Source organism: Lacticaseibacillus sp. 22, assembly GCF_055413445.1.
On sequence record NZ_JBVAYD010000007.1, the window covers coordinates 57,567 to 78,555 of the forward strand.

Consider the following 20,989-nt stretch of genomic DNA (forward strand, 5'->3'; position numbering starts at 1 on the left):
TTAATTTTAACATTGAATTGGCCGGATGAACGATAATTCATGAGTTGATTGCTTCTATGTTATGCTGAGATCGGTCAGAAATTATTTTGGGGTAGTTGCGGCGGCTTGATTAGATGGCAGCATTTGATATAAAGCGTCTGTCAGCGTGGTTATCTGCGCGTAAGAATCTGTGTTGTCATGTCAAAACGTGAGTGACCACACCATAAAGCGCGTATACGCCGAGTGCTGAGCGCGTTTGATCACGCTTATTTTGAATAGGAGCAAGATTAAGATGGAACAGGTTAAGATGTATTGGGAAACGATGAAAGTTTTTAAAGCGAATCCGGAAATGCCAAAGACGGAACTGATCAGCCAACCATTACCGCAAACGCCGGCACAAGGTTCTACTTCGCCGCAAATTGCTATTCGGAATGTGGATGTTTTTCAGCTTATGAGTGAATTGACAGGCAAAATTGGGGTGATGAATTTTGCTAGTCCGATTCATCCAGGCGGTGGTGTGATGTTTGGCGCCCGAGCCCAAGAAGAATCGATTGCCAAAGGAACTTTCCTGGTGCCCGGCATGAAGCAACATATGGCCGATTACTATGATGTCAATTGTCAACAGGCCAATCGCGGGCTCTTTAGTTCCAAACTGATTTATGCCGAACATGTGCGCCAGGTGTTTGACGATCAAGGTCGGCGATTACCGAATAAATATGTTGATATCGTCACAGTAGCTGCCCCTGATCGTCGGGTAGATCCACACTTAGACAACGAAACCGCCATGCATGATATTGCGTTTAAGGTTCTCCAAACGTTGCGCGCTTTTAAAATGCATGCGGTTGATCAGATCATTTTGGGTGCTTTTGGTACCGGTGTTTTTGGGAATCCCGTCAAACCGGTTGCCAAGATTTTTCGCGACACGTTGTTGATGCCTGAATTCGCCGGTGCCTTTAAACGGGTTTATTTTGCAGTTTATGATCCTGGGATGACGACAATAAAGGCGTTTGCCGCGGTGCTAAAAGGTGAAGATGAACAATAAAGGAGAGGTGATGGGCGGATGAAGCTTACAGTCATGCAACATGCAGATGCCGAAGATCTCGGGGTGATTAAAGAATGGGCCGCAGATCAGGGGATTGAAACAGTCACCTATCGACCGGACCAAGGCGATCCAATTGCCCAGTTAAATCCAGCTGATATTGATGGGTTGATTGTGCTTGGCGGGCCGATGAGTGTGAATGATGATCTCGATTGGCTTGCTGCTGAACGGATTTTGATTCGCAGTCTGAACAAACTTAACCGGCCTGTTTTAGGTATCTGCCTTGGAGCACAGCAAATTACCAAAGCGCTCGGTGCCAATGTGTATCGCATGCCGAAACCTGAGGAAGGCGTCGGGACAGTAAAAGGAACGGATGGGACGTTATTGAATGTTTTCCATTGGCACGGCGAAGCGATGAGTCGATTACCCGGCAGTCAGATACTGTATGAAAATGAGCACGCACTGCAAGGCTTTGCTTATCATGAGCGGATTGTGGGCTTGCAATTTCATTTGGAAGTCACGCCTGCAATGATTGCTGCGATTGGTGCGGCAGCTGATAAACCGCAAGCGCCGGTCAACGAAGCACTGTTGAAGCCGGGACATCAGGTTTTGACGGCTATTTTAGAACGGCTGTTTAAATGATCGACAATGATGAAGCATGTTGCCGAGCTGTAAACAAATACGAAACCAGGTGGCTTTGTAGCGGTTAAATAGTGATCTGTTTGCGGATTGAAGGCTGGATAACACAGACTAAATGAGGGCGATTGTGCCGACTGTTATGTTAAAGCTGTAATCTAATGTAATCTTTTGTCATAGAACTTAACCTAAACGCAACACGCCGAATACATGTTCGTAATACTCACTGACTATACTAAGCGACAGTTAGTTAAGTCACCACACAAATTCAGGAGGAACTCGAACATGAAAAAGCTCTTAAGTACAGTATTATTCTCAGCCGTTGCTTTATCTGCCGTTGCCTTGTCAAAACCAGGTCACGTTAACGCGGCAACGAAAGATACTGACACCACCGTCAGCGCACCAGCCAGTGATAAGACTGAAGCTGATGTCACTTATAATGGCGGTGCAACAACCGTTTGGACCTCACCGACTGTGGGACAGCAAGTTAAGCGTTATGTAGCAACCGGTGAACACCTTAAATTTATTAATAGTAAAAAAGTTTACGCAGAAATCTGGTACGAAACATCTGACCATGGTTGGGTTCCAGAACGTTATTTGAGCATCAACACCTTGCAGCAATTATCATCATTGACCAAGAAGGCTGATGCCACTGCTGCGCCAACTCAGACAACCTCGACTGCGGAACAGGTTGCGCAAACATCCACAGATAATAATCAGGCTGCATCCGATGCTGCTGCTCAAAGTGCTGCAGCTTCTAATGCGGCTGCCTCTAGCGCCGCTGCATCAAGCGCTGCAGCTTCCAGTGTTGCGGCATCCAACGCTGCTGCTTCCAGCGCGGCTCAGGCTGCTGCTCAACAGCAGGCGCAACAACAAGCTCAGCAACAGGCTGCGGCTCAACAACAGGCACAACAGCAAGCCGCTGCTCAGCAACAAGCACAGCAGCAGGCAGCTGCATCTCAGGCTGCTGTTCAACAACAGCAAGCACCAGCAACCCAGACGACCCAAACATCAACTAATAAGGGCACTTTTAAAATTAGTTTCTATGACCCGTCTGTTTTAGGTAGCAACATGGGTTACGAAGGTGTGGCTGCAAACCTGAGCGTCTTCCCTAAAGGTACTAAGCTGCGAATCACCATGTCTAACGGACAAGTGTTAGAACGAACCGTTAATGATACTGGCTCATTTGCATATAGCAACCCGCGCCAGCTTGACGTTGCAATGCCAAATAGTGCCATTCCATCAGCCGGAGTGCTTTCTGCAACCGTTGAAGTGATCAACTAAGCGTCGGCAAACTTTAATCAGTTAAAATCAGTTTAAAAAGCACGCGTCAATTCCCTAGCATTGGGAATTGCTAACGCGTGCTTTTTACGTGGGTTGCTTTAGAAAGATAATCTTAATGTACCCGTGAACTCAGTAGTAGATAAAGTTGTGCGGTTTCAGCCAGCCGTTTGTCGGTAACCTGGTACCAACGATTAATGACCAATTGTGAGCTGATCAGTTCTTCAACCGCTAACTGATCACCAGTTGGTTGTTTTGGCGGTGCAACGGCAGCCACTAACTGTCCTTTGGCATTCAGCAGAGCACTAAGAACCTGAGTGATCGCTTTTAATTCCGCTGGCGATTGGTCGAATGCGCCAACAATCAAATCGTAGGGACCCGTCAGCAATTTCAACCACCGATCGGGCATGATTCGGTAGCGGAGCCGATCAGAACTCGCAGCTGCACGCGCATTTTGAATGGCTTCGGTATCGGTGTCAATCCCAAGAACAGCTGTCGCACCGTGGTTCAAAGCATAACGGCAAAACCAGCCATCGCCACAATGAATGACAAGGACGCGCAAGTCAGTCAACGGTGGCATTTTCTTGATGAGTGCCTGCCAAATCGGTTGATGATCGCCTGATTCAACTGGCAGGTTGGGGTTATCTTGCATATTAGGATATGGCGTTTCCATAGGTTCACAACCTTTCACGTTCATTATAGAGGAAAAAGATGAACGATGTGTGACGAGATAGCTGGTAGGAGGGATCACGATGCTAACTCAAAATTCAAAGCAAGTGCGTCACCTGTCAGCGCCTTGTCTAAGAGGAATCTGAAAAAATGTCGGAAATTCAAACAAAAGTATTGCATTTCTCTAAGAAACATGAGAATATACTATACATACTTATTGCCCAGTAGTTCAGTGGTAGAATGCTTGACTGTTAATCAAAGGGTCGCTGGTTCGAATCCAGCCTGGGCAGGCCTTAATCGCGGATGACGATAATGTCCGCGATTTTTTATTTGGGCGCGAGCCGACTTCTGCGCCGGGTACCGCGTCATGTTGTGTTTGCGCTGATGCAATTAAGCGGTGGTTCTTGAGCGAGATGGCACGATGGTTCGTCAGTTTAAATTAACCAGATTAAAAAGAACACTAAAGAGACAGGCCATGAACGAATTTTTTGATCAATTGTAAACAAAACATGGTATGCTTAACGAAATACAAAAGCAGGAAGGGTGGCGTCATGCATACAAAGACGTTGACACGGATGGGGTTATTATTAGCTGTATTAATCGGGTTGGCATTTGCCCCACCAATTACCGTTGGATTCTTGGGTGTACCAATCGTTTTACAGAATATGGGTGTCATGTTGGTCGCCATGTTATTACCGACGCGTCCGGCGACCATTACGATCGGCATGTTGCTGGCGTTGGCTGCGTTAGGATTGCCAGTGTTGACTGGAGGACGCGGTGGTATTGCTGTCTTTATGGGACCGACAGCCGGCTTTATGTATGGCTGGTTGCTGACGCCGCTAGCGTACGTGGGCATCACGCATTTCCTGAAACGGGATTTCTGGCTCACAAAAGCAATCGGCATGACGTTTGGCGGCGTTTTGCTGACAGAACTTTTGGGCGCATTATGGCTAACGGTCACGACAAGTATCGGATTTGTGCCTGCCATTTTAAGCGTTCTGATTTATATTCCAGGCGACTTGCTTAAAATGGCACTGACCGTGTTAGTTGTTCAGCAACTGACCGCTGTTATTCCGGCGTTGCGCCAGAACTGAATTTGGTCATCAATCAATTAAAAAATACCGCAACCTGATCGGCGTTTCATGTGATCGGGTTGCGGTATTTTTAGGATTATTCTTGACGATGGGCGAATGCCAATCAAAACGGGAAGAATGACTGGTCGATATGACGTCATTAATCGACAAACAAAAGCTCAAACGTAAGGTCTTGGGTATTAATATTGACGGCAACGTGGCGGTTAAGATCACTGACCAGATTTCGGGCAAATGCCATCTTGGCCTCAAAATCTTTCAATTTAGCGGTAAAAGGCACCGAATTGAAGTCAAAATTCTCACCAATGAAGGCGGCATCTGTGACATATTTAAGGTTGTTTTGATCGTGCCGACTACCTGGTTTCAAAACAGCGTCTAAGTAATGATAGAGTTCCGATGGCGCGTAATGCAGCGGCTTAACTAGATCGGTTGTGATCTTGAAGTCTGGCGCATCATCGGCCATTTCTTCATTGACCTGTACTTGGGTAAGTCCTTGATATAATTTCAAAATAGGCACCTCTCATCTTTATTTTCTATTATAGCATGCTCAACGTTGCGCGATTCGCTCAAGTGCTTTTTGAAATTCTGCCTGCGCCAAAGCTGTGGTTTCTTTTGCTTGCGCTTTCTCCAGGAATGTTGTCAACTCAGCATTTGGGGTTGCGGCAAGCTCGCTTACAGCCCATGCGGCAGTCGCGCGAATCATGGGGCGGGGATCGGTATCGATCACTTCAAGCAAATGAGGGACGGCACTGCGATCGTGGAGATTGACAAGAGCAATGATCGCATTACGTTGCAAGGGCTTTTTTCCCCGCCAGGCGCCGGCAAGCTTCCCGAATCGGTTTTTGAATCCTTTATTGCTTAGCGTCAGCATCGGGATCAATTCCGGCATGACAGTATCCGGGTCAGGCTCCATTTCAGGATGAACGTGAAAATCCTTGCCTTTGTTGAACGGGCACACTTGCTGACAAATATCACAGCCGTATAAAACATTGCGAATCATTGGCCGAAATTCCGGGTCCATAAACCCCTTTGTCTGTGTCTGATAAGATAAGCAACGTTGTCCGTTCATTCGACCGTCGCCGAGTAAAGCATGTGGTGGACAAAAGTCGATGCAGCGGGTGCATGTGCCGCATTGACATGACATGGGTTCATCAGGGGCAAATTTAATATTGGTTATGATTTCGCCTAAATAGACATAGGAACCGAACTCGGGTGTAATTAATAAACCATTTTTACCGATAAAACCCAGCCCTGCTCGTTGGGCAACTGCCACATCAATTAATTCGCCGGTATCGACCATGGGTTTAAAGCGGATATCAGTCTGTGACTTGGCGGTTTTTTTAATAAAGCGAATGAGTGCTGCCATTTTCCGGTCGAGAACCGTGTGATAATCAATTCCCCAGCTAGCACGGGCAAAGCGCCCACGTTTGGGACCGGTTCGCGGTGGTCGGTCATGAATTTTCGAGGGATAAGCCAGCGCAATGGCGATAATACTTTGCGGTTGGTCGAAAATTTTATCCGGATAGAGCCGCTCGTCCAGATTCTGGTGTTCGAAGCCAGTTGTGTGGCCGGCAGCTTTTTGTGCTAAAAGGCTTGGTTTTAATGCAGCAAAGTTATCGGCTGTCGTAAATCCGATTTTGTCAATACCCAGATCTTTGGCGTGCTGCTTAATCGTAGCTTTAAGATCCATGAGCGCCACCCCTAACAATGGTGTTTGCCATTATTTTAGCTAAATGACCTGACGAACGCAAAAAATCGCCATACTGTAGATTCCTGCGTCGGTGAACGCATTATGATACAGTCATTTTAATAGACAAAAAGCGCCATGCGGTCAGGCCGAACAGCGCTTTTACATTACGCACTTCCCTGATTTAACTTCGGAAAGTGCAGGATAATGGGCAGGAGGTGAACATCGCTTTTCACGACGATGTTAAAGTACCGCTAAAATGTGAACAGAATATGACGATTTTGGCGCTAATTACTGAAGATAAAGTTCGCGTAAATCACGCTTTTCGGCGTCGGTTAATTGCAAGGCTTCCTTCAGGTAATTGTGCATGTTGCCATATTCAGCATCGATGGTGGCTAAGGCGCTATCAAGAAATGCACCGGAGACTGTGCCGAGATCGCGAATGTTGGCAAGCAAAGCATCGGTTGCACCGCGTTTGCGAGCGGCAGCAAGATTTTTCTCGACCATTGGCTGAATAAGATCGTTGGTTGCCAGATAGTCTTGGCGAATGGTGTGGCCGTCAACGCCTAATGCTGACAGCAAATAAACGGCGCCCATGCCGGTGCGATCTTTACCAGCCGTACAGTGAAATAAAACCGCACCGTCATTTTCCTGATGACTTAAAAGGATGTCAAAGAATTGCCGATAAGCTTTTTGAGCGGAAGGCATTTTGACAATATCGGCATAAGTTTTGACCATATTTTCAAAGCCAGCGTGGGGATCGCGTGAAAAACTTTTTTGTAGAGCATCGGCTTGTTCGCTGCTTTTGGTTTCATCTGTTGGGAAAACTGGGACGAAATGATAAGTCGTGTTTTCGGGATAACGGTCAGGTTCGGCTGCTTGTTCTTCCGGAGACCGAAAATCGATATCGGTTGTCAGGCCATAGTCTGCCAGATATTGCAGGTCGTCATCTGACAGTTCGCTTAATCTGGCAGAGCGAATAATTTTACGTGATTTAATCACTTGACCTGATTTCGTCTTGTACCCACCAAGATCGCGAAAGTTGAGGCCGTTTTTGATATTAAGAACAAATGGTTCCAAATTTAATTCCTCCATCGTGAAAACGTTTGACTTTAGTATACGCGAAATGGATGGTGACCAGCAACGGCTGAATAGTTTTTCGTGACGATAACGCGCTCCCCGGCGCAGAAGTCTGCGTGTAAGGACCTGAGGCGCAATGGCCAAAGCCCAGCCATCACGCCTCACGCCACTTATGTTCCAGCTTACTCCCATAACGCGCTCCCCGGCGCAGAAGTCTGCGTGTAAGGACCTTAGCCGCAATGGCCAAAGACCGGCCATCACGGCTAAGGCCGCTTACACTCCGACTTCTAACCGCGCCGGCTCGCGCTCACAAAAAAAGAGCCGTTTTCAGACGACTCCTTCATCACTTCGAACAACTATTCAGGCTGTGAAATAATAAGACCAGCAATGAATGCTGCGACGAGTGACTTGGTTCCTGAAGAAAGCGGCGAGCCGTTGTAGGTCAAAACGGAATTGTTTCCGATGAGATCTTCAATGCGGATCGTTGAGCCTTCTGCAGCTGCTTTTTCCTGTTCTTGCTGTTTCGCATACTTATCAGGGTATGCAACACCGAGCAATTCCAGTGGGTCGGTTTGATAGTATTCCGCAAGTTTACGAATACTGCGTTCACTTGGAATTGTTTGATCATTTTCCCACTTGGTAAAGCTTGCCGGGGAAGTATGGGTTGCCTTTGCAACTTCTACAATTGATTCGCCACGACTTTTACGGATTTGCCGTAAAACACTGCCAACACCATTTGTAATCATTAATTTCACCACGCTTCTTTTCTTTTTGAACGCCAAATTTTTAAAAATTAAGAATTCAGCTTACTCACTTTAATATAGCATCATTACGCATTAAATCAATCATAAAACCGCAAAAGTAAAGCATATTTTAATAAATAATGATAGCCATTCTGCAAGTTGTGTGTTAATGCTTCAAGGATGTTACTGGCATATATTTTACATGGTGTGAAGATAGATTACCATGTAAAAGTGCAAATTTATTTCTTGTATTCGTTTCCTCACCGTTCTATGCTTAAGTTAATTAGAAAGTTAGGATGTGAGCGGAATGGATCAAGAATATGATCGCTTGCTGGTGCCTGTAGACGGATCGAAGGAAGCTGAATTGGCTTTCAACAAGGCAGTTAAAGTTGCATCGGCCAATCAAGCACATTTGGATGTGTTAAATGTGCTGGATACCAAACAATTTATCGGCAGTTACGGCGGCATGATCTCAGGTGATGCAGTTTATCAGCTGACACAGGACGCACAGGAATATTTAGAGAACTTGAAGGATCAGGCAAAGCAGACCGGCCTGACAGATGTGGACATCCATATCCGGTTTGGAAACCCTAAGACAGTTATCGCAACCGACTTTCCCCACGATCATCACAACGACTTGATCGTGATCGGCGCAACCGGTTTGAATGCAGTTGAGCGCGTATTAGTCGGTTCGGTGACAGAATACGTTAACCGCACGGCTCCATGTGATGTTCTGATTGTCAAAACAAAATAAGCGTTTTATCGATGAAGAGTCGGCAGCGAAGGTTGCGGACTCTTTTTTGGTAAGCGCGAGCCGGCGCGTTTAGAAGTCGGAGTGTAAGTGGCCTTAAGCGTGATGGCCCGCACTTGGCCATTGCGCTTAAGGTCCTTACACGCAGACTTCTGCGCCGGGGAGCGCGTTATGGGCGTAAGCCAGAACATAAGGGCCATCTGGCCTAAAATGGCCGAGCTTTGCCCATTTAGGTTAGAGGTCCTTACACGCAAATTGCTGCGACTGCGAGCGCGTTATAGAAAACAGAGAATAACGCCGCCACTTGCCGAAAAAAGAATTCCTCCAAGCTACCACAGCCCCAAACGCAACACAATCATCTTCCGAAGTACGTTAACTGGCATTCTCGCAACTGACGGCGTAATGTATCGTTAACAACGATAAAAACTTGGAGGAATCCTAAAATGACAAATGCACATGATCGCGCTGAGCAGGTCAAAACAGAGGCGGCATTGCGGAAGTATCAGGCGCGTAAGCAATACACGGACTGGTTGGCCAAAATGTCACCGGAATTGCGTGCTTATCATGACCATGAGTGGGGCGTTCCGGTTCATGATGACCAAAAGCTATTCGAGTTACTATCGTTAGAAATTTTTCAGGCTGGTCTGAACTGGGAATTGGTCCTGCATAAGCGAGCCGCTTTTAACGATGCGTTTCATCAGTTTGATATCAAAAAAGTGGCTGCGATGGATGAGCCGGACATTGATGCCTTATTACAACGCACCGACATTATTCGCAATCGCATGAAACTTGAAGCAACGATCACGAATGCACGGGCTATTTTGCGAATTCAAGCGGCATATGGGAGCTTGAATGACTATTTATGGGCATTTGTGGATGGCAAACCACTTGTCAATCGACCTAAATCATTGGCTGAGATCCCAACCAGAAGCGCATTATCGGTGAAAATTGCTAAGGATTTGAAAAAGAACGGGTTTGCCTTCGTTGGCCCGGTAATCGTGTATAATTATTTGCAAGGCGCAGGATTAATTGATGATCATGTTGTGATGCAAGACTGATCCAATCAGCGCAAAAAGGGGCAAGAGCGTTGAAACGCATCCGCTTATGGGGGATTTTTCTGGCCATCCTTGGTTCAAGTTTATGGGGAATATCCGGTCCAGTGAGTGAAGCTTTATTTGATGAAGGCATTAAAGTTTCCTGGCTGATTAGCTCTAAAATGATCATTGCCGGCGTTGTTTTGATGACGTTAGCTGTTTGGAAAGATCGCGCTGCCATTATGTCACCGTGGCATAATCGGCGTGATGCGATACAGCTGATCTTGTTTGTATTGTTTGGCATGATCGGGATGCAATATATCTACTTTAAAGCAGTTGCAGTGGCTAACGCAGCGACTGCGACAATTTTGCAATATCTATCACCGATTATCGTTTTGGTTTTTTTGGCGTTACGATTACGTGAAAAACCGCGCCGAATTGATTTGTTCACGATTGCCATGGCGATGCTTGGTACCATGCTAGTGGTGACAAAGGGACGGTTAACACATTTGGCTATTTCGCCGTCTGCTTTTTTCTGGGGGGTGATGGCCGCCTTAGCCGCAGCGGCGTATACATTATTGCCGGCGGGATTACTGAAGCGGCATTCGCCTATTGTCGTGACAGCTTGGGCTCAATTACTGGGTGGCTTATTAGTTGATATTTTCGATCCTTTCTGGAAACAAATTCCGCACTTGGATCAAGCAGGGTGGGCCGGTTACTGGTTTATTGTCATCTTTGGGACGATCGTTGCTTATTCGGTCTATTTGGCCAGCCTACAGTTTATTTCACCGACAGCCGCGACCTTGTTAGACGCGTTTGAGCCGCTGGGGGCAACCTTGGTGTCGGTCATTTTTTTGCATATGCATCTAGGTGTGGCTGAGATACTGGGTGGGATGATCATTATTTTAACCGTGGCGATGATGGCACTCATGACCCCACGCGGACCTAAGCTTGAGGATCGTTCCGACTAAGTGGCTAATGCGCAACCTATTTTTAGGCAAAAAAAGAAGGACAAATGAACGAACCCTTGATAGCGCTTGGCTCGCAAAAAATTCATTTGTCCTTTTCTTTGTTTGTTTCTCAGGTGGAAACTTGAACCTATGCTCGTCAAATCAAAGCTTGTCGCAATTGCGATGCAGCATGTCCCAACAAAATCAAGCTTAACTTGCGTGTTTAACGAGAAGGTTGGGAAGTGCTTGTTGGTGCTGGTTGCGGCGTAATGCGAGAATGTAGCCGTTTTTGACGCGCAGACGATAGGTGACAAATAACTGCAGTTGGATTGGACGACCCAAATAGTCAATAATCGGATATGGTGTCTGATTCGTCGGCATGATGCTCATCCCCTTAACATCATTATAGAACCAAAAAGTGTCACAAGTTTATAACAATCATGCACATCAAACCCGATGTCCATGCTATACTGGCGTAAGAATCTGCGATGAATATGGAGGCACAACATGGATCAGTTTAGTATCAGTAATTTAGCAGACTGGCTTGAGGCCCATAATGATGAGCTCATGGCTAAGACCACCCAGCTGGATCCCACGAAGGTTTTTGCCATTGTGGATTATTTAAAGGTACTTAAGAAACCGGCTGAAAAATACTTGCACATGAAACAGGCTGATTATTACACCACTGAATCGGATCACAAACTCAATCTGCCCGATGATCAGGCACCGTTAACGGCGGCACATGATCGGATTATGGTGAATCACGTTGATGGTTCGATTAAAGATGATCATTTAAACTTTACATATAACCATGAACCGGTTTTTGACGGTGGTTATGCACCTCAACGCGATCTCAATATTGTGAAGTATGGGCTTGAAGTAATCGGTGCGGTTGCAACCAGCGGGCACATTAAAACTGTCAGTGCCGCATTGTCACCTGATGCAGTTTTGACGCTTATTTTAGCTGCCAATGCTTTTGCCACGCATCAAGCATAAATTTTATGCTGGCGATGCTAACCAGTCATGATCGGTGAGTTCATGATATTTTTTAGAAACCGGAACCCAAAGATGGGCTTTTAGGATAGCGCTGATGCTCTGCCAAAAAGCAGGGTCATCGCGCTGTTTTTGGTTAGTTTGAATCGTGATTGACGCGCCGGTTTCAGTGATGGCGGTGATATTAGGGTAAACAATTTGCTGTAATTGGGTTGCGATGAAATCTGTCTGGTTAATCAACATAAGAATCATCCTTTCATTTGTTGATAGAACCAGCATAGCTTGTCCATGTGGCTTTATCGCGAATCAGTCGGGATGAATTTGGGGATAAATAATGATAAACGTGTGGTTTTTTCCCTAAGCAAAGGTTAAGGACGTTAAGAAAAATGAAGCCTCGATAACACTTGCAGCTCGAAACGCAATAATGCTGATGGAGTGTGGACTTAAGCGGGTGAGTTTACAGGTAAGGTGCGTAATCTTGTTTTAAGCGCATACGTAATGTTTGCTTGGTGGTTTCGGGGATGAAAGCTGCATTTACGGCATTGAGGTTAAAAGTTAGAAAGTCAGCGGTGGTGGTATCAAAATATGCTTGATACCGTTCATACTCGTGGGTCAGGGTGGTGTTGGAGACAGTACGATTATCCGTATTAATCGTGATGGCGGCCCCGGCTTTTTTGAGGGCTTGATAAGGAAATTCTGCCAGTGACCGTGCGGCTTTGGTTTGCAAGTTGCTGGTGAGACAGAGTTCGATCGTTGTATGGGTTTTCACGATTGTCTGAATCAGTTCAGGTTGGTCAAAACAAGCGGTGGCGTGGCCGATTCGCGGAATACCCAAGCGAATCGCCTCGGCAATATTTTGCGGGCAGTGGCATTCACCAGCGTGGAAAGTTAACGGGACGCCAAGTCGTTGCGCCGTTTCAATGGCAGGTGCACAAACTTTAGTCGGATAGTCGGCTTCGTTACCGGCAAAATCGCCGCCAACCAAGGTATCACCGACTAAAGGAGCATTGGCGGTAAACATGGCTGCATTGTCTGCGTTTGGCAATTGGCGCATGCCGCAAACTAAGGCTTTGGCAATAATATCGAATTGGGCCATAGCCTGATGTAAACCTGCGATAACCGCCTCGGTGGCTTGACTCAATGTTAAATCGCCGGCAGTCGAAAGTACCGGGGCAAATCGGATTTCGATATAGCGGACATTTTCGCGGGCAGCCTGCGCGACAACATCAAAGGCCGCCATCTGCAGCGCCTCCTTGGTTTGCAAAAGGGGTGCGATAAAGTCGAATGTTTTTAGGTAATCAGCCAGATTTTCAGAATTTTCCGGAGCCTGGACCAGCTTGCGTAAGGCGTTATCATCGGCAGGCAACGGTTGATTGATTTTTTGGGCTAGTTGACGAATGCAATTTAAGGACAGAGACCCGTCCAGATGGCAATGTAATTCCGTTTTACCCAGCGTATGTAAGGTAGCAAAATCCATGATGTTCTCCTTTATGAATGAATAGATTGATTTGAGTTTAACATAGGCAGCAAGTAGGGCGTTACAATAGTGATAACAACCGAGTGAAGGGTGATAAAAATGCGCATGGTCGACTTGATTACAAAAAAACGCGATCACGGGGAATTGACCGATGATGAATTAACCTGGATGATTCAGCAGTACACCGCGGAAAAAATCCCGGATTACCAAATGAGTGCGTTCTTGATGGCAGTCTATTTTAACGGTATGAGTGCGGCTGAACGCGATCATTTTGCGTTTGCAATGTTGCATTCCGGTGACGTCCTTGATTTAAGCGATATTCCCGGCATCAAGGTTGACAAGCACAGTACTGGGGGCGTGGGTGATAAAATCAGTATTCCGCTGGCACCTTTAGTGGCTTCTCTGGGTGTTCCCGTACCCATGATTTCAGGCCGTGGCCTTGGCCATACCGGCGGAACACTGGATAAGCTGGAAAGTATTCCGGGCTTTAATGTTAACGAAACTGAAGCCCAATTCAAATGCCAAGTCCAAACACTCCACCAAGCCATTGTGAGTGCCAGTCGCGATGTTGCCCCAGCGGATCGGCGAATTTATGCATTGCGCGATGTGACCGGGACAGTGGAATCGATACCATTAATTGCGGGCTCGATTATGAGTAAGAAACTGGCGAGTGGGACCGATGCCTTGGTTTTCGATGTCAAAGTTGGCAATGGTGCGTTTATGAAGACTTCAGAAGATGCGCGTGCTTTAGCTAAAGCCTTGGTTAGCATCAGTCAGTCTGCCGGCGTCAAAAGTGTTGCCTTGCTAACTGATATGAATCAACCGCTGGGCATTACAATCGGTAACAGCTTGGAAATCGCCGAATCAATTGCTATTTTAAAAAATCGCGGACCACGGGATGTCCACGACTTAACGGTTGCATTAGCCGCACAGATGTTGGTCTTAGGCAAAAAAGCACCAAGTCTGGAAATTGCCACCGGGCTAGCAGAAGATGCCTTGCGTGATGGCCGAGCTTTGAACGCGTTTAAACAGCTCATTCAAGCTCAAGGCGGTGATCCGGCGGTGGTTGATGATCCGCGGAAGTTACCGCAAGCAGCATATCGAATTCCGGTTAAAGCTGAGCAAAGCGGTATTGTCACTGCGATTGATACGAATGCCCTAGGCGTGGCGGCCATGCAACTGGGTGGTGGTCGCGCTCAAAAAGGAGACAAGTTGGACTTGGCAGTCGGCTTAGTTCTACACAAAAAACTGGGAACGCCGGTGACTAAAGGCGATACGCTGGTCATGCTGCACACTAACGATCAACATGTGGATGCGATTGTAGAGTTGGTGCGCCAAGCTTATCATATCGGCACAACTGCTCCGAAAAAGTTGCCATTAATTCATGAAGTGATTCGACCGTAAACGTTTTTTCACAAATAGATGCGATTGTTTTCTCCGCTGTGAAAAGATAGGAAATCGACTTCCCGGAAAGCGGTTGCGATTATTGACGTCGGAGAATATCATAACAATCTTGTGAAATGAAATATCCTAAGAAGCATGATTTCCATCTGGTTTTTTGGGTTTTTGGTTTTTAAAAAATAAATATCGGGGTATACTTAGATTGTAATCAATCTATTAAAGGAGGAGAAACATATGCTAATGGCAATGGACGTATTATCGCTAGCTCGTTTTCAGTTTGCGATGACGACCGTTTTCCATTTCTTTTTCGTACCGTTTTCAATTGGTATGGGTCTTGTGGCTGCCATCATGGAAACGATGTATGTACGCAAAAAGGATGAGACATATAAAAAAATGGCCAAGTTCTGGGGCAAGATTTTCTTGCTGAGCTTTGCTGTCGGGGTCGTTACCGGTATTATTCAGGAATTTCAATTTGGCATGAACTGGTCAAATTATTCACGATTCATGGGGGATATTTTCGGAGTGCCACTGGCGATTGAAGCCTTGTTGGCATTCTTCATGGAATCGACTTTCATCGGGTTGTGGATGTTTACCTGGGACCGCTTCAAGCCAGCTGTACATGCTATCTTTATTTGGATGACTTGGTTGGGTACCACGTTATCAGCAATTTGGATTCTTTCCGCAAATGCTTTCATGCAACATCCCACCGGTTTTGCGATCAGTCAAACAACTGGTCGGGTCAAATTGGTTGACTTTGGTGCGGTGATCACCAATCCGCAACTGTGGGTTGAATTTCCACACGTCATCTTTGGTGCCTTTACCACAGCCGGTTTTGCGGTTGCGGGCATGGCAGCATGGCGCTTGCTTAAAAAAGATCACGTCGACTTTTACAAGAAGTCCCTTAAGGTCGGCTTGGTTGTCGGGACCATTGCATCTGCTTGTGCGATTGGCTTTGGTGACTTGCAGACGCAATTCATCATTAAGGATCAACCGATGAAGTTTGCGGCAACTGAAGGGATTTACAAAGACACCAGCGATCCGGCACCTTGGACATTGGTTGAGTTAATCAACACCAAAGATCACACAACTAGCGGCAACATTGAAGTGCCATATTTACTGAGCTTGTTATCCTATCATAAGATGAACGGTTCCGTTAAAGGCATGGAGACTGCTAATAAAGAACTTGAAGCCAAGTATGGCAAAGATAAGAATTATTATGTGCCGGTCAAGACCCTATTTTGGAGCTTCCGGGTCATGGCTGGTGGCGGCGTTTTGCTCTTCTTGCTGGGTGTCTTAGGCCTGTGGTTCAGTCGTAAGAAGAAGGATACGTTGCTAGATCAGCGGTGGTTATTGTACATTCTCGGTTTTGCTCTGTGGCTGCCGTTTATCATTAATACCGCTGGCTGGTTCATTACCGAATTAGGTCGTTATCCGTGGGTTGTTTATGGATTGTACACGATTGCCGATGCGGTTTCGCCAACCACGACGGCCGGTCAATTGCTGTTTACCAACATTTGCTACTTCTTGATCTTTACCTTATTAGGTGGCGTGATGATTTACTATTCACATCGCGTTTTGAAGAATGGACCAGATGGCGATTTGAACACCGATTATGGGGTCAACAGCGATCCGTTTGCTAAGGAGGCGTTCGCAAAATGAGCTGGTTACAGATTTTATGGTTCTTTTTATTGTTCGTCCTGTTCAGTGGGTTCTTCGTCCTTGAAGGGTTTGACTTTGGTGTCGGGATGTCAACTAAGCTCCTGGCCCACAATAGCGATGAAGAAGATCAGTTGGTAGCAACCATTGGCCCGCACTGGGATGGTAATGAAGTGTGGCTCATCACGGCTGGCGGTGCGATGTTTGCTTCCTATCCGATGTGGTATGCAAGCCTGTTCTCTGGCTTTTATATCATGTTCTTCCTTGTTTTGTTCGGTCTGATTGTTCGCGGGGTTTCCTTTGAATTTGCCGCACATGCTGAAACCAAAACCGGGCGCAACATTTGGCGTTGGGCGTTGGCGTGTGGCAGTTTGATTCCGCCGTTTATTTTGGGCATGATTTTCACCGCGATCATTCAACCGCTGCCGATTACCAAAAACGGGGATGTGTTCCCGACGTTGGGCAATCAGATTAATCTATTGACGATTGTCGGCGGCGTTGCAGTGACCCTGATGATGTTGATGCATGGACTGAACTTCATTTGCTTGAAGACCACAGGCGACTTGCGGAAGCGAGCACGTGACTGGAATAGCAAGTTGTATTATCTGCTTTATGCCGGCGAAGTTGTTTTCGCTGTCTTACTATTCTTCATGACCGATTTCTTCAAGGAACGTCCGATTAGCACGTTGCTGATTCTGGTTGTCATCGTTGGTTCAACGGTCGCAGCCCATATCGGGGTTTTAAAAGATAATGAAGTCTTGTCATTCATTGGCAGCGCCCTTGGTTTGGTCGGCGTTGTCGGCGTCATCTTCAACGGTTTATTCCCGCGGGTGATGATTGGTCAAAATGCGGCCATGTCGATTCTCGCTAAGGATGCCAGCGCCAGCCCATTGACACTGACCATTATGACCATTGTGGCAGTTATTCTTTTGCCAATTGCCTTGGCCTACTTCATTTGGAGCTATGTTGTCTTCCACAAACGCATTCAAGCCAAAGGGGCGGTTAGCGAATGATCGATAAGACGCTGTTGCGCCTTTCGGGAATGCGAAAAACAATGACAATGCTTGCCGGGTTTGCACTCGTGCAAGCTTTTGTTATTTTACTCCAAGGAAAATATCTCGCTGAAGGGATTGTTCATTCTTGGAATCGTCAAAGTTTAGCTGGTTTATGGCTGCCGCTTGGCTTGTTTGCCGCGGCTTTTACGGTCCGCCAGTTGATCGTGTGGGTACGAAACCGTATCGCCGCCAAGTTTGCGATGAAAAGTGCTGCCTGGCTGCAAGCGCAGTTGTTGCGACATCTTTTTGCGCTTGGTCCGGCAGCGGTTGCTAAAGAAGGTACTGGTAATTTAGTCACGATGGCACTTGACGGCATTCCCGAAGCTGAAAATTATATCGAACTTATTTTAAATAAGATCTTAAATATGAGCATTATTCCGTGGATTTTGGTGGCTTATATTTGGTATGAAAACTGGTTGACCGGATTCACGTTGCTGATTATGTTTCCAATCATTATCTTGTTCATGGTCATCCTGGGTTTGGCGGCGCGTGATAAGTCGGAAAGTCAGTACGCCGGATTTCAAAAGATGAGCAATCATTTTATTGATTCACTGCGAGGGTTAAAAACACTGCAGCTGATGGGTATCAGTCGCGAGTATGCCAACAACGTCTATGAAGTCTCTGAAGATTATCGCAAGCAGACGATGGGCGTTTTGCGAATTGCCATGCTTTCCACCTTTGCGTTAGATTTTTTCACCACTTTATCAATCGCAGTCGTGGCGGTTTTTCTGGGCATTAAGCTAATGGATGGGACGATTCCGCTGTATCCGGCGATGGTAGCGCTGATTCTGGCTCCTGAATATTTTATGCCGATTCGTGATTTCGGAACGGATTACCATGCCACTTTGAACGGTAAGAATGCCATGACGGCGATCTGGAAGGTGATTGACCAGCCGCTGCCAACGGATACGCACGTGCTACCAGCGTTTAAGGGATGGCAGCCGCAAGATACGCTCAGCATGCAGCATCTTGATTTTACTTATGCTGACAAGCGAGCGGGCATTCAGGATGCTAATTTAACCTTTACTGGACCGGAAAAAATTGCCATTATTGGCGCGAGTGGATCAGGAAAATCAACGTTACTGAATTTAATTGGCGGATTTTTACAGCCACAAGCTGCCGATATCACGGTGCGCGGGACCAAAATTCCCCATATGACGCAGACGGCCTGGCAGGATCACCTGAGCTATATTCCGCAAGATCCTTATCTATTTGCAGATACGATTGCGGCTAATATTCGGTTTTATCGGCCGGATGCTTCTGATCAGGCAGTGCGGGATGCCGCAGAATCGGCTGGTTTGACGACTTGGATCAATTCGTTGCCAGATGGTTATGCAACGCGAATCGGTGAAGGCGGCCGTGGCATCTCCGGTGGTCAGGCGCAACGAATTGCCCTTGCCCGGACGTTAATCGACACAAATCGTTCTATTTGGCTATTCGATGAACCGACCGCACATCTGGATATTGAAACCGAAGCCGCGTTAAAAGAAACCTTAGTCCCGCTTTTTGCCAATCGGCTGGTTATCTTTGCCACGCACCGGTTGCACTGGTTGAACCAAATGGACCGGGTCATCGTGGTTGACGGGGGCAAGATTGTTGCGGAAGGAACCCCGACTGAATTAGCCGCCCACTCTAAGCCGTATCAGGCGTTGGTCCATGAAATGCGAGGTGAATTCAATGCATTGGTTGAAAAATGAACATTGGATCCGGCCTGATCTCAAGCGCTATCGGTGGCTGTTGTTTTGGTCATTGATTCTGGGCATTATGACTTTTGTCTTTGCCGGTGCGCTGATGTTCACCTCTGGATTTCTAATTGATAAAAGTGCGACCAAGCCACTGTTTGCTGCAATTTACGTCACAGTGGTGCTGACCCGGGCATTCGGGGTTGGCCGGCCAGTTTTTCAATATGCTGAACGGTTGACCAGTCATAATTGGGTGTTGCGGATCACCAGTCACATGCGGCGAAAATTATATAAAGTCTTGGAAACCGACGCGGCATTTGTCTCCGAACATCATCAGACTGGCGATATTCTCGGCTTATTGGCGGACGATATCGGACATATCCAAAACCTCTATCTGCGAATGATTTTTCCCACGGTTGTCGGTGCCGGTCTAACGGTCATTGCAACGCTATTATTGGGCTGGTTTAACTGGGGATTTGCCTTGTGGATATTGCTGCTGTTGCTCTTCCAGATTCTGATTCTTCCATGGTGGGGTTTGGTCGTTGAACGTTTTCGTAAAGCAGAGCAAAAACGGCTGAATCATGATGCCTATGTGTCGTTAACCGATTCAGTGTTGGGTTTGTCTGATTGGGTGATTACCCACCGCGATCAAGATTTCATGAAGCAAAGTCTGGCAGCACCCAAAAAACTTGCTGCCTCTACCGCCAAATCCAAGCGATTTCAGTGGGGGCGCGATTTTATCGGCCAGCTTTTGTTTGCTTTAATCGCCGTTAGTATGTTGATTTGGACCAATTTGGAATGGACCGGCAATCAGTCAATGGCTAATTGGGTTGGCGCGTTTGTCTTGGTTGTCTTCCCGCTAGACCAGGCGTTTTCGGGAATCGCCCAAGGGGTTGGTGAATGGCCGACTTATCGGGATGCCATCCGTCACCTAAACGATCTACACCCGGTTACGCGCGAGTTGCCACAACAGCAGTCAGTACCGACTACCTTCAATAAAATTGAATTAAATGATGTCAGTTTTCGGTATACGCCGTCTGATCCCGAACTGATCACGAACATTGATTTGACGATCCAGGCAGGAGAAAAAATTGCCATTCTTGGCCCCAGCGGGATGGGGAAAACCACGCTCTTGCAATTGGTGCTAGGTGATTTAACCCCGACAAATGGCCACGTACTCATTGACGGACAAGATGTACTCGACTACCAGAATCACCGCACGAATTTGTTTGCGGTCCTTGATCAAAGCCCCTTTCTCTTCAATACATCGATTGTGAATAACGTGCGTTTGGGAAATGAAGATGCCGGCGATGAAACTGTTGCGGCAGCGTTGAAAGCGGTTAAACTGGATCAACTGGTTGCTCAGTTGCCCAACGGTATGAACAGCAGCGTTGAAGAAGCAGGCTTTGGCTTTTCCGGTGGGGAGCGGCAGCGTTTGTCACTAGCACGGATACTGTTGCAGGATGCCCCGATTGTTTTGCTAGACGAGCCGACTGTCGGATTAGATCCGATTACAGAACAAGCCTTGTTGGATACTATGTTCACGGTTTTAAAAGGTAAAACGATTCTATGGGTAACCCATCATCTTCAAGGCGTCAGTCAAACCGATCGTGTCATTTTCCTGGAAGACGGGCGGTTAACGATGAATGACTCGCCGCAACATTTAGCTGAACAGAATAAACGGTATCAAAATCTTTATGCATTGGATGCAGGGTTGAGGTAGTGCTGGAGTAAAGGCATGCCACGGCTGGTGCATTTGAAAAGCAGCTTAGACACTATTTTTGG

Annotated in this window: 21 protein-coding genes and 1 tRNA gene; 14 read left to right on the forward strand and 8 right to left on the reverse strand. The window is 46.7% G+C overall.

Translation table 11 applies throughout. The features are described from left to right. The first annotated feature begins 271 nt into the window (after positions 1 to 271). From ACWP87_RS05210 to ACWP87_RS05220, 3 genes are all read left to right on the forward strand, one after another. Entirely contained in the window at positions 272 to 1,021 is a 750-nt protein-coding gene (locus tag ACWP87_RS05210) for a TIGR02452 family protein (RefSeq protein WP_014569990.1), read from the forward strand. A gap of 18 nt (positions 1,022 to 1,039) precedes the next feature. Next, entirely contained in the window at positions 1,040 to 1,660 is a 621-nt protein-coding gene (locus ACWP87_RS05215) for a type 1 glutamine amidotransferase (protein ID WP_014569989.1), read from the forward strand. Between the two features lie 279 nt (positions 1,661 to 1,939). After that, positions 1,940 to 2,938, forward strand: coding sequence for an RlpA-like double-psi beta-barrel domain-containing protein (locus tag ACWP87_RS05220; RefSeq protein WP_005715365.1), 999 nt, complete (start codon positions 1,940 to 1,942; stop codon positions 2,936 to 2,938). Positions 2,939 to 3,050: 112 nt separating this feature from the next. On the opposite strand, the gene ACWP87_RS05225 is transcribed toward ACWP87_RS05220, so the two are convergent. After that, on the reverse strand, positions 3,051 to 3,608 hold the full coding sequence (locus tag ACWP87_RS05225) for a class I SAM-dependent methyltransferase (protein WP_005684653.1): 558 nt from the start codon (positions 3,606 to 3,608) through the stop codon (positions 3,051 to 3,053). Between the two features lie 214 nt (positions 3,609 to 3,822). Between ACWP87_RS05225 and ACWP87_RS05230 the strand changes: the two genes are divergently transcribed. Next, positions 3,823 to 3,894 (forward strand) — tRNA-Asn (locus tag ACWP87_RS05230). 261 nt (positions 3,895 to 4,155) lie between these two features. Next, a complete protein-coding gene (locus ACWP87_RS05235; RefSeq protein WP_014569988.1) occupies positions 4,156 to 4,698 on the forward strand; it encodes a biotin transporter BioY in 543 nt (180 codons plus the stop codon). Positions 4,699 to 4,837: 139 nt separating this feature from the next. Here ACWP87_RS05235 and ACWP87_RS05240 read toward each other — a convergent pair whose 3' ends face one another. From ACWP87_RS05240 to ACWP87_RS05255, 4 genes are all read right to left on the reverse strand, one after another. After that, complete coding sequence (locus ACWP87_RS05240; RefSeq protein ID WP_014569987.1) at positions 4,838 to 5,203, reverse strand: hypothetical protein; 366 nt, start codon at positions 5,201 to 5,203, stop codon at positions 4,838 to 4,840. 39 nt (positions 5,204 to 5,242) lie between these two features. After that, on the reverse strand, positions 5,243 to 6,385 hold the full coding sequence (gene queG / locus ACWP87_RS05245; RefSeq protein WP_005684656.1) for a tRNA epoxyqueuosine(34) reductase QueG: 1,143 nt from the start codon (positions 6,383 to 6,385) through the stop codon (positions 5,243 to 5,245). Between the two features lie 288 nt (positions 6,386 to 6,673). Continuing rightward, complete coding sequence (locus tag ACWP87_RS05250) at positions 6,674 to 7,462, reverse strand: tyrosine-protein phosphatase (protein ID WP_014569986.1); 789 nt, start codon at positions 7,460 to 7,462, stop codon at positions 6,674 to 6,676. 356 nt (positions 7,463 to 7,818) lie between these two features. Then, entirely contained in the window at positions 7,819 to 8,208 is a 390-nt protein-coding gene (locus ACWP87_RS05255; RefSeq protein ID WP_005684659.1) for a helix-turn-helix domain-containing protein, read from the reverse strand. A gap of 304 nt (positions 8,209 to 8,512) precedes the next feature. On the opposite strand from ACWP87_RS05255, the gene ACWP87_RS05260 reads away from it, so the two are divergent. The 3 genes from ACWP87_RS05260 (at position 8,513) to ACWP87_RS05270 (ending at position 10,961) form a co-directional block, all read left to right on the forward strand. Next, positions 8,513 to 8,959 carry a universal stress protein gene (locus ACWP87_RS05260; protein ID WP_014569985.1) on the forward strand — a complete coding sequence of 149 codons (447 nt, stop codon included), beginning with the start codon at positions 8,513 to 8,515 and terminating at the stop codon, positions 8,957 to 8,959. Between the two features lie 440 nt (positions 8,960 to 9,399). Continuing rightward, positions 9,400 to 10,014, forward strand: a complete 615-nt coding sequence (locus ACWP87_RS05265; RefSeq protein WP_005684662.1) for a DNA-3-methyladenine glycosylase I — start codon at positions 9,400 to 9,402, stop codon at positions 10,012 to 10,014. A 29-nt stretch (positions 10,015 to 10,043) separates the two neighbouring features. Then, positions 10,044 to 10,961 (forward strand): DMT family transporter, encoded by a 918-nt coding sequence (locus ACWP87_RS05270; protein WP_014569983.1) that lies wholly within the window; start codon positions 10,044 to 10,046, stop codon positions 10,959 to 10,961. Positions 10,962 to 11,150: 189 nt separating this feature from the next. On the opposite strand, the gene ACWP87_RS05275 is transcribed toward ACWP87_RS05270, so the two are convergent. Then, positions 11,151 to 11,321, reverse strand: a complete 171-nt coding sequence (locus ACWP87_RS05275) for a hypothetical protein (protein ID WP_005684664.1) — start codon at positions 11,319 to 11,321, stop codon at positions 11,151 to 11,153. Positions 11,322 to 11,447: 126 nt separating this feature from the next. Between ACWP87_RS05275 and ACWP87_RS05280 the strand changes: the two genes are divergently transcribed. Next, on the forward strand, positions 11,448 to 11,936 hold the full coding sequence (locus ACWP87_RS05280; RefSeq protein ID WP_005684665.1) for a hypothetical protein: 489 nt from the start codon (positions 11,448 to 11,450) through the stop codon (positions 11,934 to 11,936). Positions 11,937 to 11,939: 3 nt separating this feature from the next. Here the strand turns inward: ACWP87_RS05280 and ACWP87_RS05285 are convergent, their stop codons facing one another. Beyond that, positions 11,940 to 12,176, reverse strand: a complete 237-nt coding sequence (locus ACWP87_RS05285; RefSeq protein WP_005684666.1) for a hypothetical protein — start codon at positions 12,174 to 12,176, stop codon at positions 11,940 to 11,942. Positions 12,177 to 12,390: 214 nt separating this feature from the next. After that, positions 12,391 to 13,410 (reverse strand): adenosine deaminase, encoded by a 1,020-nt coding sequence (gene add / locus ACWP87_RS05290; RefSeq protein ID WP_014569982.1) that lies wholly within the window; start codon positions 13,408 to 13,410, stop codon positions 12,391 to 12,393. A gap of 99 nt (positions 13,411 to 13,509) precedes the next feature. Between add and ACWP87_RS05295 the strand changes: the two genes are divergently transcribed. The 5 genes from ACWP87_RS05295 (at position 13,510) to cydC (ending at position 20,927) form a co-directional block, all read left to right on the forward strand. Beyond that, positions 13,510 to 14,814: a pyrimidine-nucleoside phosphorylase gene (locus tag ACWP87_RS05295; RefSeq protein ID WP_014569981.1), complete on the forward strand. Its 1,305-nt coding sequence runs from the start codon at positions 13,510 to 13,512 to the stop codon at positions 14,812 to 14,814. Positions 14,815 to 15,045: 231 nt separating this feature from the next. Next, the gene (locus ACWP87_RS05300; RefSeq protein WP_005684670.1) at positions 15,046 to 16,470 is read left to right on the forward strand and encodes a cytochrome ubiquinol oxidase subunit I; all 1,425 of its coding nucleotides are present in this window, start codon (positions 15,046 to 15,048) and stop codon (positions 16,468 to 16,470) included. After that, positions 16,467 to 17,480 (forward strand): cytochrome d ubiquinol oxidase subunit II, encoded by a 1,014-nt coding sequence (gene cydB / locus ACWP87_RS05305; protein ID WP_014569980.1) that lies wholly within the window; start codon positions 16,467 to 16,469, stop codon positions 17,478 to 17,480. The genes ACWP87_RS05300 and cydB overlap by 4 nt, the downstream gene beginning before the upstream one ends. Further along, on the forward strand, positions 17,477 to 19,219 hold the full coding sequence (gene cydD, locus ACWP87_RS05310) for a thiol reductant ABC exporter subunit CydD (protein ID WP_014569979.1): 1,743 nt from the start codon (positions 17,477 to 17,479) through the stop codon (positions 19,217 to 19,219). Before cydB ends, cydD begins: the two co-directional genes overlap by 4 nt. Beyond that, on the forward strand, positions 19,200 to 20,927 hold the full coding sequence (cydC, locus tag ACWP87_RS05315; protein WP_014569978.1) for a thiol reductant ABC exporter subunit CydC: 1,728 nt from the start codon (positions 19,200 to 19,202) through the stop codon (positions 20,925 to 20,927). Before cydD ends, cydC begins: the two co-directional genes overlap by 20 nt. Positions 20,928 to 20,989 lie beyond the last annotated feature (62 nt).

Bases quoted from the DNA above. Each gene is read 5' to 3' on its own strand.
- ACWP87_RS05210 (WP_014569990.1), top strand. From the start codon at position 272: ATGGAACAGGTTAAGATGTATTGGGAAACGATGAAAGTTTTTAAAGCG.
- cydB (WP_014569980.1), top strand. From the start codon at position 16,467: ATGAGCTGGTTACAGATTTTATGGTTCTTTTTATTGTTCGTCCTGTTC.
- ACWP87_RS05285 (WP_005684666.1), bottom strand. From the start codon at position 12,176: ATGTTGATTAACCAGACAGATTTCATCGCAACCCAATTACAGCAAATT.
- queG (WP_005684656.1), bottom strand. From the start codon at position 6,385: ATGGATCTTAAAGCTACGATTAAGCAGCACGCCAAAGATCTGGGTATT.
- ACWP87_RS05255 (WP_005684659.1), bottom strand. From the start codon at position 8,208: ATGATTACAAATGGTGTTGGCAGTGTTTTACGGCAAATCCGTAAAAGT.
- ACWP87_RS05235 (WP_014569988.1), top strand. From the start codon at position 4,156: ATGCATACAAAGACGTTGACACGGATGGGGTTATTATTAGCTGTATTA.
- add (WP_014569982.1), bottom strand. From the start codon at position 13,410: ATGGATTTTGCTACCTTACATACGCTGGGTAAAACGGAATTACATTGC.
- ACWP87_RS05215 (WP_014569989.1), top strand. From the start codon at position 1,040: ATGAAGCTTACAGTCATGCAACATGCAGATGCCGAAGATCTCGGGGTG.
- ACWP87_RS05225 (WP_005684653.1), bottom strand. From the start codon at position 3,608: ATGGAAACGCCATATCCTAATATGCAAGATAACCCCAACCTGCCAGTT.
- ACWP87_RS05275 (WP_005684664.1), bottom strand. From the start codon at position 11,321: ATGCCGACGAATCAGACACCATATCCGATTATTGACTATTTGGGTCGT.
- ACWP87_RS05220 (WP_005715365.1), top strand. From the start codon at position 1,940: ATGAAAAAGCTCTTAAGTACAGTATTATTCTCAGCCGTTGCTTTATCT.
- ACWP87_RS05260 (WP_014569985.1), top strand. From the start codon at position 8,513: ATGGATCAAGAATATGATCGCTTGCTGGTGCCTGTAGACGGATCGAAG.
- ACWP87_RS05265 (WP_005684662.1), top strand. From the start codon at position 9,400: ATGACAAATGCACATGATCGCGCTGAGCAGGTCAAAACAGAGGCGGCA.
- ACWP87_RS05280 (WP_005684665.1), top strand. From the start codon at position 11,448: ATGGATCAGTTTAGTATCAGTAATTTAGCAGACTGGCTTGAGGCCCAT.
- cydC (WP_014569978.1), top strand. From the start codon at position 19,200: ATGCATTGGTTGAAAAATGAACATTGGATCCGGCCTGATCTCAAGCGC.
- cydD (WP_014569979.1), top strand. From the start codon at position 17,477: ATGATCGATAAGACGCTGTTGCGCCTTTCGGGAATGCGAAAAACAATG.
- ACWP87_RS05295 (WP_014569981.1), top strand. From the start codon at position 13,510: ATGCGCATGGTCGACTTGATTACAAAAAAACGCGATCACGGGGAATTG.
- ACWP87_RS05300 (WP_005684670.1), top strand. From the start codon at position 15,046: ATGCTAATGGCAATGGACGTATTATCGCTAGCTCGTTTTCAGTTTGCG.